General features: G+C 41.5%; 7 protein-coding genes and 2 rRNA genes. 4 read left to right on the top strand and 5 right to left on the bottom strand.

All coding sequences use genetic code 11. The annotated features are described in order from the left end of the window. Positions 1 to 161 precede the first annotated feature (161 nt). Both PP2015_RS07145 and PP2015_RS07140 read right to left on the bottom strand, forming a co-directional pair. Positions 162 to 3,042: ribosomal RNA gene (locus PP2015_RS07145) — 23S ribosomal RNA — on the bottom strand. Positions 3,043 to 3,300: 258 nt separating this feature from the next. Further along, positions 3,301 to 4,833 (bottom strand): 16S ribosomal RNA (locus PP2015_RS07140). The 16S and 23S rRNA genes sit together here, the layout of an rRNA operon. Positions 4,834 to 5,407: 574 nt before the next feature. On the opposite strand from PP2015_RS07140, the gene PP2015_RS07135 reads away from it, so the two are divergent. Next, positions 5,408 to 6,826, top strand: coding sequence for an alanine/glycine:cation symporter family protein (locus PP2015_RS07135; protein ID WP_058029612.1), 1,419 nt, complete (start codon positions 5,408 to 5,410; stop codon positions 6,824 to 6,826). A gap of 67 nt (positions 6,827 to 6,893) precedes the next feature. Here PP2015_RS07135 and PP2015_RS07130 read toward each other — a convergent pair whose 3' ends face one another. After that, a complete protein-coding gene (locus PP2015_RS07130) occupies positions 6,894 to 7,319 on the bottom strand; it encodes a hypothetical protein (RefSeq protein ID WP_058029611.1) in 426 nt (141 codons plus the stop codon). A 269-nt stretch (positions 7,320 to 7,588) separates the two neighbouring features. Between PP2015_RS07130 and PP2015_RS07125 the strand changes: the two genes are divergently transcribed. Together PP2015_RS07125 and PP2015_RS21865 are read left to right on the top strand one after the other, a co-directional pair. After that, the gene (locus PP2015_RS07125; RefSeq protein ID WP_058029610.1) at positions 7,589 to 9,763 is read left to right on the top strand and encodes a S9 family peptidase; all 2,175 of its coding nucleotides are present in this window, start codon (positions 7,589 to 7,591) and stop codon (positions 9,761 to 9,763) included. A gap of 140 nt (positions 9,764 to 9,903) precedes the next feature. Then, positions 9,904 to 10,074 (top strand): hypothetical protein, encoded by a 171-nt coding sequence (locus tag PP2015_RS21865; RefSeq protein ID WP_157599075.1) that lies wholly within the window; start codon positions 9,904 to 9,906, stop codon positions 10,072 to 10,074. A gap of 53 nt (positions 10,075 to 10,127) precedes the next feature. Here PP2015_RS21865 and PP2015_RS07120 read toward each other — a convergent pair whose 3' ends face one another. Further along, a complete protein-coding gene (locus tag PP2015_RS07120; protein ID WP_058029609.1) occupies positions 10,128 to 11,315 on the bottom strand; it encodes an alkaline phosphatase family protein in 1,188 nt (395 codons plus the stop codon). 145 nt (positions 11,316 to 11,460) lie between these two features. Here PP2015_RS07120 and PP2015_RS07115 point away from each other — a divergent pair, with 145 nt between their 5' ends. Continuing rightward, positions 11,461 to 12,288 (top strand): DUF417 family protein, encoded by an 828-nt coding sequence (locus PP2015_RS07115; protein WP_058029608.1) that lies wholly within the window; start codon positions 11,461 to 11,463, stop codon positions 12,286 to 12,288. Between the two features lie 40 nt (positions 12,289 to 12,328). Here the strand turns inward: PP2015_RS07115 and PP2015_RS07110 are convergent, their stop codons facing one another. Next, on the bottom strand, positions 12,329 to 12,994 hold the full coding sequence (locus PP2015_RS07110) for a DUF1707 SHOCT-like domain-containing protein (RefSeq protein WP_058029607.1): 666 nt from the start codon (positions 12,992 to 12,994) through the stop codon (positions 12,329 to 12,331). Positions 12,995 to 13,347 lie beyond the last annotated feature (353 nt).

Here is a 13,347-nt window from a genome sequence, read left to right as displayed (position 1 = left end):
AATGACAAGTGCGTAGCACTCATTTCCTTTGCGCAAGGTGAACTGATTTCGCGATATCGCTTATCTAATCACTTTGCTTTAAATTCGGAAAAATCTGATAATTCTAAAACTTTCTACTCTAGTTCATATTAGCTTCTGAGCTAAAACCACTTTGGCGTTGTATGGTTAAGCCTCACGGGTAATTAGTACTGGTTAGCTTAATGTATCACTACACTTCCACACCCAGCCTATCAACGTTGTAGTCTCCAACGGCCCTTCAGTTAACTTAAAGTTAAAGTGAGAACTCATCTCGAGGCTCGCTTCCCGCTTAGATGCTTTCAGCGGTTATCGATTCCGAACGTAGCTACCGGGCAATGCAATTGGCATCACAACCCGAACACCAGCGGTTCGTCCACTCCGGTCCTCTCGTACTAGGAGCAGCCCCTCTCAATTCTCAAACGCCCACGGCAGATAGGGACCGAACTGTCTCACGACGTTCTAAACCCAGCTCGCGTACCACTTTAAATGGCGAACAGCCATACCCTTGGGACCGACTTCAGCCCCAGGATGTGATGAGCCGACATCGAGGTGCCAAACACCGCCGTCGATATGAACTCTTGGGCGGTATCAGCCTGTTATCCCCGGAGTACCTTTTATCCGTTGAGCGATGGCCCTTCCATTCAGAACCACCGGATCACTATGACCTACTTTCGTACCTGCTCGACGTGTCTGTCTCGCAGTTAAGCTGGCTTCTACCATTACACTAACCGTACGATGTCCGACCGTACTTAGCCAACCTTCGTGCTCCTCCGTTACTCTTTGGGAGGAGACCGCCCCAGTCAAACTACCCACCAGGCACTGTCCACAACCCCGATTAGGGGCCTATGTTAGAACATCAAACATACAAGGGTGGTATTTCAAGGATGGCTCCACAACATCTAGCGACGCTGCTTCAAAGCCTCCCACCTATCCTACACATGTAGGCTCAATGTTCAGTGCCAAGCTGTAGTAAAGGTTCACGGGGTCTTTCCGTCTAGCCGCGGGTACACAGCATCTTCACTGCGATTTCAATTTCACTGAGTCTCGGGTGGAGACAGCGTGGCCATGGTTACACCATTCGTGCAGGTCGGAACTTACCCGACAAGGAATTTCGCTACCTTAGGACCGTTATAGTTACGGCCGCCGTTTACCGGGGCTTCGATCAAGAGCTTCGCCTAAGCTAACCCCATCAATTAACCTTCCGGCACCGGGCAGGTGTCACACCGTATACGTCATCTTACGATTTTGCACAGTGCTGTGTTTTTAATAAACAGTCCCAGCCACCTGGTCACTGCGGCTCCCGTCCGCTTAGAGAGTAAATCTCATCACAGATAGGAGCGTACCTTCTCCCGAAGTTACGGTACAATTTTGCCTAGTTCCTTCACCCGAGTTCTCTCAAGCGCCTTAGTATTCTCTACCTGACCACCTGTGTCGGTTTGGGGTACGATTCGAAATAATCTGAAGCTTAGAGGCTTTTCCTGGAAGTAGGGCATCATCAACTTCACTACCGTGGTAGCTCGTCTCGACTCTCAGCCTTAGCGACCCGGATTTTCCTAAGTCACCAGCCTACAGCCTTTCACATGGACAACCAACGCCATGCTTGATTAGCCTGCTCCGTCCCCCCATCGCAATTATTCCAAGTACGGGAATATTAACCCGTTTCCCATCGACTACGCTCTTCAGCCTCGCCTTAGGGGTCGACTTACCCTACCCTGATTAACATGGGATAGGAACCCTTGGTCTTCCGGCGTGCGGGTTTTTCACCCGCATTATCGTTACTCATGTCAGCATTCGCACTTCTGATACGTCCACCCAACTTTACAATTGAGCTTCAGCCGCTTACAGAACGCTCCCCTACCCCGCATACAAAGTATGCAGCCGTAGCTTCGGTGGTATGTTTAGCCCCGTTACATCTTCCGCGCAGGCCGACTCGACTAGTGAGCTATTACGCTTTCTTTAAAGGATGGCTGCTTCTAAGCCAACCTCCTAGCTGTTTTAGCCTTCCCACATCGTTTCCCACTTAACATACACTTTGGGACCTTAGCTGACGGTCTGGGTTGTTTCCCTCTCCACGATGGACGTTAGCACCCACCGTGTGTCTCCCGGATATTACTTTACGGTATTCGGAGTTTGCAAAGGGTTGGTAAGTCGGGATGACCCCCTAGCCTTAACAGTGCTCTACCCCCGTAAGTATTCGTCCGAGGCTCTACCTAAATAGATTTCGGGGAGAACCAGCTATCTCCCGGTTTGATTAGCCTTTCACTCCAAGCCACAGGTCATCCCCTAACTTTTCAACGTTAGTGGGTTCGGTCCTCCAGTTGATGTTACTCAACCTTCAACCTGCCCATGGCTAGATCACCGGGTTTCGGGTCTATACCTTGCAACTCAACGCCCAGTTAAGACTCGCTTTCGCTACGGCTACCCTAAACGGTTAACCTCGCTACAAAATATAAGTCGCTGACCCATTATACAAAAGGTACGCAGTCACCCTCGAAGGGCTCCTACTGCTTGTACGTACACGGTTTCAGGTTCTATTTCACTCCCCTCACAGGGGTTCTTTTCGCCTTTCCCTCACGGTACTGGTTCACTATCGGTCAGTTGGGAGTATTTAGCCTTAGATGATGGTCCACCTATATTCAGTCAAAGTTTCACGTGCTCCGACCTACTCGATTTCACTTTAGATAAGTTTTTGTGTACGGGACTGTCACCCTGTATCGTCAAACTTTCCAGAATGTTCCACTAACTACACTAAAGCTTAAGGGCTAATCCGATTTCGCTCGCCGCTACTTTCGGAATCTCGGTTGATTTCTTTTCCTACGGGTACTTAGATGTTTCAGTTCTCCGCGTTCGCCTCGTTAACCTATGTATTCAGTTAACGATACCTGCAAGCAGGTGGGTTTCCCCATTCGGAAATCCTAGTCTCAAGCGCCTCTTACTGGCTTGACTAGGCTTATCGCAAGTTAGTACGTCCTTCATCGCCTCCAACTGCCAAGGCATCCACCGTGTACGCTTAGTCACTTAACCATACAACCCAAAATGGTTTGTATTGTCAAAGACAGTTTTAACTTCGCCAGAAGTTAATATTGAATACTAAAGTAGACGCTAATTAATCATTGAATGATTAATCGGCATTGTTTTACTTTTGAAAACTCTTTTTAGAATTTCTTCTAAAAGAATTAATTATCAGCTTTTCCAAATTTTTAAAGAGCAATATTAATTAGCAACTTGTGCTAACTAACAATCATCTGTGTGGACACTACGAACAAATCTGTTCTAAATCGTTAAGGAGGTGATCCAGCCCCAGGTTCCCCTAGGGCTACCTTGTTACGACTTCACCCCAGTCATGAATCACTCCGTGGTAAGCGCCCTCCCTAAGGTTAAGCTACCTACTTCTGGAGCAACCCACTCCCATGGTGTGACGGGCGGTGTGTACAAGGCCCGGGAACGTATTCACCGCGGCATTCTGATCCGCGATTACTAGCGATTCCGACTTCATGGAGTCGAGTTGCAGACTCCAATCCGGACTACGACGCACTTTAAGTGATTCGCTAACTCTCGCGAGCTTGCAGCACTCTGTATGCGCCATTGTAGCACGTGTGTAGCCCTACACGTAAGGGCCATGATGACTTGACGTCGTCCCCACCTTCCTCCGGTTTATCACCGGCAGTCTCCTTAGAGTTCCCGACCGAATCGCTGGCAACTAAGGATAGGGGTTGCGCTCGTTGCGGGACTTAACCCAACATCTCACAACACGAGCTGACGACAGCCATGCAGCACCTGTATCAGAGTTCCCGAAGGCACCAAACTATCTCTAGTAAGTTCTCTGTATGTCAAGTGTAGGTAAGGTTCTTCGCGTTGCATCGAATTAAACCACATGCTCCACCGCTTGTGCGGGCCCCCGTCAATTCATTTGAGTTTTAACCTTGCGGCCGTACTCCCCAGGCGGTCTACTTAATGCGTTAGCTTTGGAAAAGTTGTCCGAAGACCCCAGCTCCTAGTAGACATCGTTTACGGCGTGGACTACCGGGGTATCTAATCCCGTTTGCTCCCCACGCTTTCGTACATGAGCGTCAGTATTGACCCAGGTGGCTGCCTTCGCCATCGGTATTCCTTCAGATCTCTACGCATTTCACCGCTACACCTGAAATTCTACCACCCTCTATCATACTCTAGTTTGCCAGTTCGAAATGCAGTTCCCAGGTTGAGCCCGGGGCTTTCACATCTCGCTTAACAAACCGCCTGCGTACGCTTTACGCCCAGTAATTCCGATTAACGCTCGCACCCTCCGTATTACCGCGGCTGCTGGCACGGAGTTAGCCGGTGCTTCTTCTGTAAGTAACGTCACAGCTAGCAGGTATTAACTACTAACCTTTCCTCCTTACTGAAAGTGCTTTACAACCCTAAGGCCTTCTTCACACACGCGGCATGGCTGCATCAGGCTTGCGCCCATTGTGCAATATTCCCCACTGCTGCCTCCCGTAGGAGTCTGGACCGTGTCTCAGTTCCAGTGTGGCTGATCATCCTCTCAAACCAGCTAGGGATCGTCGCCTTGGTGAGCCATTACCTCACCAACTAGCTAATCCCACTTGGGCTAATCTAAGGGCGAGAGCCGAAGCCCCCTTTGGTCCGTAGACGTTATGCGGTATTAGCAGTCGTTTCCAACTGTTGTCCCCCACCCTAAGGCATATTCCCAAGCATTACTCACCCGTCCGCCGCTCGTCATCTTCTAGCAAGCTAGAAATGTTACCGCTCGACTTGCATGTGTTAGGCCTGCCGCCAGCGTTCAATCTGAGCCATGATCAAACTCTTCAATTAAAAGTTTTTTGAATCCGAAGATTCGTGCTCAATGAATTCTGTATAAATTGACTATATAGTCACTCATAAGAAATTGAGACTCTAAATTTTTTTGCTCCTGAATCAAGAGCTGTTAGAACTCAATCTGTACGAGTGCCCACACAGATGATTGCTTCATATTTTTAAAGAACGTTGTAACTCGATGAGTTACCGCAGACTCGCTGCGAAGTGGAGCGCCATAATAACGACTTCACTTTTTATGTCAACACTTAATTTTAATCTTTTTCTTAAGAGAAAGTTTCAAAGTTAAGTTTTATTTGACTCGACATCGTTTTGATTTGCTTTTCAGCGTTTCGCCCCGTGTCAGTGGGTGCGCATTATAGGGAGAAATTAAAAGTGCGCAACCCCTTTTTTAAAGAAAAATGCATTATTTTTTATATATTTATATATACACATTTATAAACCACTTAATTACAAGTTACCCACAAAATGCTGTGGATAAAATAGATTTTCGCCGCTGTCCTTTAGATTGCCCCCCTTATTTATGCTAGATTACGGCCCTCATTTATTCCTTCAATTTACTAGGCATTCAATTATGGCTGATATTTTAAACTTTATTAGTGGATTGCTATGGGGACATGTCCTTATATATCTATTAATAGCAGCAGGTTTATTTTTTACCTTCCGTTTGGGCTTCATTCAATTTAGACAATTTCCTTATATGGTTAAGGTTATGGCTAATAGTAGACAAGGTTCTGATTCGGGCATTTCTTCATTTCAGGCTTTTTGTACTTCATTAGCTGCACGTGTTGGAACAGGTAATATGGCTGGTGTTGCTGTTGCACTCTATTTAGGGGGGGCTGGAGCAATTTTTTGGATGTGGTTAATTGCACTTATAGGTATGGCAACCAGTTTCGCCGAAAGTGCGCTCGCACAGCTATATAAAACGAAAGATGAAGATGGAAACTTTCGAGGTGGTCCTGCTTATTATATGGAGTATGGTTTAGGTAAGCGTTGGATGGGTGTGCTTTTCTCTTTATGTCTTATATTAGCATTTGGACTTGTATTCAATGCAGTGCAAGCAAACTCTATTACAGCCGCATTTGAAGTTGCCTTTGATATTCCAAAACACATTATGGGTGTTTTACTCGTTATCGGCTCAGGTTTTATTATTTTCGGTGGCCTAAAAACCATATCCCGTTTTGCTGAATTAGTTGTTCCTTTTATGGCCTTAGCTTATTTAGCCGTTGCATTATATGTATGTGCTATTAATTTTGAGCTTTTGCCAGCGGTATTCAAGCAAATCATTTATAGTGCTTTTGGTATTGAACAAGCTGGAGCAGGAGCAATTGGTTATGCTGTTATGCAGGCAATGATCCAAGGTATTAAGCGTGGACTCTTTTCTAATGAAGCAGGTATGGGTAGTGCCGCTAATGCTGCTGCTACAGCAACACCCAATCCAAACCACCCTGCATCTCAAGGCTATGTTCAGATGCTTGGTGTGTTTGTTGATACTATTATTATATGTTCTGCAACTGCCGCACTTATTCTTTTATCAAATCAACTAGTCCCTGAGTCTGGTGTTACTGGTATTGCTTTGACACAAGCCGCTCTAGTACAGCATGTTGGCGATTGGGGTGCTATTTTCATTGCAATTGCCATTTTATTCTTTGCATTTACGTCTATCGTGGCTAATTACTCATATGCTGAAACTAATTTAATGTTCTTAGAACACAACCATAAACATGGCATGCTAATTTTTAGATTATGTGTACTTGGTATGGTGATGTTTGGTTCTGTCAGTGAACTGGGTTTAATTTGGACTATGGCTGATGTATCAATGGGCATGATGGCGATTGTGAACGTAGCAGCCCTATTCATGCTATCAGGTGCTGTCATCTGGCTTTATAAAGATTACATAAATCAGCTTAAACAAGGTAAAGTTCCTGTGTTTGACCCTAATAGTAATGAAAAAATTAAAGCTACATTACCTAAAGGTATATGGACTAAATAATTCATAAACAATAAAAAAGCCGTTGAATAATTCCAACGGCTTTTTTTAGATTTTTTCTAAAGCAATATTAGATCGCTGTTTTAGCAAACTCTTTTACAAATTCACGTACAGGTACATCATTACAACGTAAACTACGTGCTTTGTAACCGATTTCTTTAATCCCTTTTCTCGCTGCAGTCATACATAAAGACGTTTCTAAAGTTTGGTTTTTTGCAACTAATGTTACTTTCTTCTCTGAAGATGTATTCGCTTCACGCTCAGCGCGTTCTGCAACTTTACGAATATCTTCACCATTGCATAGTAAACTTGGTGAAAAACGAGACACGTTTAAGCCATGTTTACTCGCTTCTTTACGAGCTGCCGAAAAGCCTTCTGTTGATGCGATAACACATACTTTTGTTTCTGCAGAGTTATCAGCTGACACGAAAGCTGATGCTTGAGCATTCAAAGAAACAGTTAAACCAAAAGCCAAAAGTGAGATAGATTTAAGCATAATACACCTAATAAGAACGAGTTTGCGCGCATTATATAGCCAAGTTTTCTCTTGTAAATGTAATAAACCATTTATTTTGTACATTTAATAAACAATTTACATTTGGTTAAATCTCATATTCAAATCATTTAAAAATTTATCTAATTTGCACAATTTGTTTATAACTTAACAAATATCAGTTTCTGCTTTACATGTCTTTACAATCATGACTGGTGAGTCAATAGATTCTGAGTTAGCATCAAATGGAATAATTTATAACAAGGATAACTATGAAACGGTTTTTTCCTCATGCTTTAAGCATCATTTCACTCGCTGTTTTAGCTGGCTGTAATAACGACAATAATACGCAAAGTCAGCAATCTACTGTACAAGTGCAAGAACAAACAGTTACAGCTCCCATCGCCAAAAAAATACCACACGAAATGGAAATACACGGCCATAAACGTGTCGATAATTACTACTGGATGCGTGATGACGAGCGAAAAGATCCTGAAATCATTGCTCACTTAGAAGCCGAGAATGCGTACACTGCCGCGCAACTTAGTAACACCGAAAAACTTCAACAAACACTGTTTGAAGAACTTAAATCTCGGATCCAAAAAGACGATAATTCTGTACCGACAAAACGCGGGAATTATTTCTACTCATCAGAGATGCGTGGCGATAATGAATACCCAATCTTTGTACGCAGTTCTGATTTCAAAGGTACTGACAAACAAGTGCTGCTTGACGTTAACGAGCTTGCAAAAGGTCATGAATATTATAGTGCATCGGGCTTGTCTGCGAGTCCAAACGACCAGCTTCTAGCCTATGGTGAAGACACAGTCAGTCGCAGAATTTATACTATTCAGGTCAAAGACCTAAAAACAGGCAAGCTTTTAGACGATAAAATTGAAGGCGCGCAAGCGAGTGTTGTGTGGGCTAACGATAATGAACATTTCTACTATGTTAAAAAAGATCCGCAAACCCTTCTAGGTTATCAAGTATATCGTCATAAGCTTGGCACACCACAATCTTCTGACGAACTAATATATGAAGAAGCGGATAACACTTATTACACTTACATAGGTAAAACAAAAGACGGGTCAAATGTTGTCATTTATCATTCAAGTACCGAATCTTCTGGCATGTCTTTTATAGACGCAAATGATAGTAAAGCTAAGGCTGTTCGTTTTATTCCTAGAGAAAAAGGCCTTGAATACAGCGTATCAAAACATAAAGACACCTATTATATTTTAACCAACTTAAATGCGGTTAACTTCAAATTAATGCAAGTTAACGAAAAAGATTTAGGTGACAAATCTAAATGGCAAGAAGTCATTGCACATCGCCCTGAGGTAAAACTAGAAGGGGTTGAGCTTTTCGATAACCACCTTGTTTATCAAGAACGAGAAATGGGTCAGGTAAAAGTAATAGTTCGCTCACTAAAGAATGGCAGTGAAAAAGCGCTTAAGTTCAACGATGATGCATTTGCAGCATACCTTTATGGTAATAACGAGTTAGACAATGACTCAATTCGTATTTACTACACAAGCATGACAACACCAGGTACTCACTATGACTTTAATCTAGAGTCAGGTGAACCAAGTATTCTTAAGCAAAATAAAGTTCTGGGTGATTTCAAAGTTGAAAATTACGCTTCAGAACGTATTTTTGTTACAGCAAGAGACGGCGTTAAAGTGCCTGTTTCTCTTGTTTACCGCAAAGACAAATTTAAAAAAGATGGCACAAATCCATTATACCAATACGGTTATGGTTCTTACGGCGCAACAATGGATCCAAGCTTCTCAAGCAATCGACTTAGCTTATTAGACCGCGGTTTTGTTTTCGCAATTGCCCATATCCGTGGTTCACAAATGCTAGGCCGTCCATGGTATGAAGATGGTAAAAAGCTAACCAAGCAAAATACGTTTAATGATTTTGTTGATGTAACAAAACAACTTGTTGAGCAAGGTTATGCTAACAAAGATCAAGTCTACGCAGTAGGTGGCAGTGCTGGCGGTCTCTTAATGGGTGCGGTGATCAACCAAGCGCCTGACTTATATAAAGGCATTGCGGCACATGTTCCATTTGTCGACGTTGTTACAACTATGCTCGACGAAAGTATTCCACTTACAACTGGTGAATATGACGAATGGGGTAATCCAAATGACAAAGCTTATTACGATTACATGTTAAGTTACTCACCTTATGACCAGGTTAAAAAACAAGATTACCCGCATATTCTTGTTACGACTGGTCTGCACGATTCTCAAGTTCAGTACTTTGAGCCTGCAAAGTGGGTAGCAAAACTGCGCGACTATAAAACAAACGACAACAAGTTGTTGTTCAAAGTAGACATGGAAGCAGGACACGGTGGTGCATCAGGTCGCTTCAAGCGTTTACACGACACAGCGTTAGAGTATGCATTCTTCCTAGATTTAGCGGGAAAAAATAACTTATAAAATAGTTATTCAGTAAATGTAAGGCCGGATTTACTGGTCTTACATTCTCTTACAATTGGGCACACAAATACACACACCTTTTTTAAGATCATTGCTAAAATTAAAACATATCAAAGGCAGTCACAGCGTAGGGATTTGTTATGTTTGCATCAGCGTATAAGAAGATTTTTAGTTTGGTTTTATGTTTTGGCTCAACCTCAGCATTGGCAGAACCTGTTTCACATTTAAATAAATTAGATAAAAGCCATACGCATTCAGCAAGTCATAAACAAAGCAGTGATGATAAAAAGTTTCCAACCAAAAAAGAGTAACCTTATGGTTACTCTTTTTATTTAAAACTGACAGTTATCAAATTTTATTCATATCATTCGTTTAGTGCTTTAAGTAACGTTTCTCCGTCTGAATCTACATTTCGTATAAGCTCTAAGCCCAAAATTTTAGCTATTGTTGGATAAATTTCTAAATTACTCATTTCGGCGATCTCATAACCTTTTTTAAAAGCAGGTCCGGTTGCTACAAACATGGCAGCCATATCATCTGTATTTGCAAAGCCATGAGTACCTTTATAATCAAGTTCGCCATCAAAACTAAAAACACTCGGTGCTTTGGTTTCTAAGATAATATCTGGGATCCTTGGAGTGCCATGGTAATGACGTTGCTTTAAAGTTGTATCATCTAGCACTGAGTAACGATTATTTGCAATAAGACGGAGTTTTTGTTTTGCTCTATTAACGTCTTCAATTGATGAATCACCAGAATAAATAAGTACTCTTGGACCTGTATTCTTAACCGTCCAAGCTTTTGGAATATTCAGGCTGTTAATCGAGATTGTTTTGTCTTTTTTTAATGCAGACATACCATGATCTGCCACCAGCACTAAGTTCACATCATGAGAAAGCTTTTTTAAGCGCTCATCAAACTGCCCGATTAGCTTATCCATTTTTTGCACGGCATCATAGACTTCTTTGCTATCAGGTCCAAAGTCATGGCCCATACTATCGACTAATGAAAAATACCCTGCAACAAAACTTGGTCTTTGTTCTTTTGGTAACTTTAACCACTCAACCATTTGATCGATACGCGTTAGGTAATCACTATGTTTAGAGTAATGATAGTAATAGTCAGGGGTCATGCCATTAAAACGCGCATCAGATTCAGGCCAGAAATAGGCAGCTGATTTGAGCCCTTGCATTTTTGCCAGATTCCATAAAGGTATTCCATTGAGCCAAGTACTATCACCTTGCCCTTTACCCATCTTATAACAATCACCTCTTTGTTTATCACAGAACTTATTGTCGATAATACCGTGATTGACCGGTAGTAAGCCGGTAATTATGGATATATGATTTGGAAAGGTTTTACTTGGATATACAGGCCACATTTTAGTGGCTCGAACACCGCTATCAGCGATGCGTTTAATATTTTGAGCGTTATGTTTTTCAATATAATCCCACCGAAAACCATCAAGTGAGATAAGAATGACAGTTTGTTGCTTTGCGATACTGGGTATGGCTATAAGCAATAGGACACAATAAAAAAGTGTTTTGATCATTTAAAATTCCCGTGTTTAAGTGCGTTGTTATTTTGGTTGCTTAAAATGACAAAAGAAACAATATTCGATAAAAGATATTTATAAAATGAAAGAAATCTTCTTTATCTCGGTCTTATTGCGTATTCCCAATTAAAAAGGTTGTTAAATGAAAAAGTTGTATTGCAGTACCAAGGTGGCGCTTTTACTCGTTGGATTATCAAGTTTATTGATGAGCACGAGTATGTTACTGATGGGTAGTCATAGGCATATCGAAAAAACTGTCAATTTTTTTGGCTTAAACTCACTCCTAAGTTATGAACTTGCTAACATGTTGGCTGCTTTATGCTTTTCTTTACTTGCTTTATTTTCGATACTATCTATGTACTTTGAAAAAACTAAACCAGCCTTAGCATCCCTACTTATTGTTGTATCTTCTGTACCATTATTGAGCCTTTTTTCGACGGGTATGTGGATTGAAAGTATGGGCGGGTTTCCTGTAATCGGAGCAGGTCAAGGTGTAATCAAGTATTTTGCGCTTCTCTCAATTGGCATTTGTCTACTTAATCCAAAACTGTCTCAGCATGCAATGCAGTGGATAGCGATATTCCCAGTTTTGGTGGTACTCGTTTGGATCGGGGGTATGAAGTTTACCTTGATAGAAGCTCAAGGTATCGAAGACCTATTACAAACTTCACCATTTATGTCTTGGATGTATAGTGTTTGGGATTTACAAACTGCCTCGAATTTAATTGGTGTTTATGATTTGTTAGCTGTCGTACTTTTAATTGCAGCCATATATAACAAAAAAGTACTTTGGATTGGCGTATTAATGTCACTTGCAGTTTTTGTCATGACACAAACATTTTTAGCTACAACCCCAGGCGCAGTTACGACATCAACTATTTTATCTACTACTGGCCACTTTTTAATTAAAGATTTATGGTTTATTGCGAATTTGATTTTCTTTTTAAAGTTTACCGAACAAAAAGTATGATAAAAAAAGGGCACGTTTAGCGTGCCCTCTTATATCCTGATTATTTATATTTACCATAACTGCCATCATCAAATAATGACTTGAGTTCATTGGCAAAGCTCACAAACTTTTCTTTAATCGTGCGCTTAATTTCAACGTCAATTGAACCTAACCACAGTTTGCCTTTAATCTTTATAGTCGGTGCTTGTTTCGGCGCAATTGACGGCGCTTTATTTTCTACGTTACCAAGAATGCAAAAAGCCTCGCAGATCACATTTACACCTTCAGGGATTAAAATTTTCTCTGAACCCAGTATGCAATTTACATTTACTGTGACTTCTTGATGCTCAAATACAGCATCGGAAAAGTCTAAGGTTGTAGAACCCAACACATTCAATAAGTTAATTTCTTTTGGTACCGCCCATTTGCCTGTTCGAGTGCTGTTTCCTAAAACCGTTTTAATATCTAGCTTGTCACCTGCAGACTTTTGTCCGTAATTAATATTCAGGCTCGCATCTTTTTGCGCCGTATACTTCTCGTCAGCTTGCATAGTAAGATCTGCTGTTAGGGCGACGATTTCAGCGTGAACCTGTGTACTCATCGCTTTGTCTAAACGTCTTTCAAATGCCTCTGCGGAAATAACACCATGGCTATAGTTGTAAATTAGGTTGTCTATAACTTCTTCTCTAACTTGTTCAATAGGTCTATCTTCTAATACGACGCTCATGTTATTTCCCTACTATGTAATACCAATCTGCAGTAACACTTAATTAAGCTGTTTAGTATAGTGAGTGACTGATTCAACTTAATCATTCAATAAGTTGTACCATTAAAATTGCATTTCTTAAATTTAAAGCAACAACCGAACCAAAAATAAAGTCATTATAATTCAATGCACTAATTCAGCTGGCATTTCTAACCAAGTTACTTTCTCACCAAAATTTGAGTGTTTTGACTAATAAATAACATATCTCCCAAATTGAAAAAAGTGATAGATAATTTAAATTGCTATCTCGGGCTTTCGCAACTCCCTTTCAATGTTAAAATGGTACGTAAATTATATAGAACTATAAGCGCAAA

This window comes from Pseudoalteromonas phenolica (assembly GCF_001444405.1).
GTDB classification, from domain to species: Bacteria; Pseudomonadota; Gammaproteobacteria; order Enterobacterales; family Alteromonadaceae; genus Pseudoalteromonas; species Pseudoalteromonas phenolica.
The sequence above is the reverse complement of the archived record's forward strand: the minus strand, read 5'-3'. Positions and strand labels throughout refer to the sequence as shown.

Coding starts and splice junctions, on each gene's coding strand:
- PP2015_RS07135 (WP_058029612.1), top strand. CDS start 5,408: ATGGCTGATATTTTAAACTTTATTAGTGGATTGCTATGGGGACATGTC.
- PP2015_RS07130 (WP_058029611.1), bottom strand. CDS start 7,319: ATGCTTAAATCTATCTCACTTTTGGCTTTTGGTTTAACTGTTTCTTTG.
- PP2015_RS07125 (WP_058029610.1), top strand. CDS start 7,589: ATGAAACGGTTTTTTCCTCATGCTTTAAGCATCATTTCACTCGCTGTT.
- PP2015_RS21865 (WP_157599075.1), top strand. CDS start 9,904: ATGTTTGCATCAGCGTATAAGAAGATTTTTAGTTTGGTTTTATGTTTT.
- PP2015_RS07120 (WP_058029609.1), bottom strand. CDS start 11,315: ATGATCAAAACACTTTTTTATTGTGTCCTATTGCTTATAGCCATACCC.
- PP2015_RS07115 (WP_058029608.1), top strand. CDS start 11,461: ATGAAAAAGTTGTATTGCAGTACCAAGGTGGCGCTTTTACTCGTTGGA.
- PP2015_RS07110 (WP_058029607.1), bottom strand. CDS start 12,994: ATGAGCGTCGTATTAGAAGATAGACCTATTGAACAAGTTAGAGAAGAA.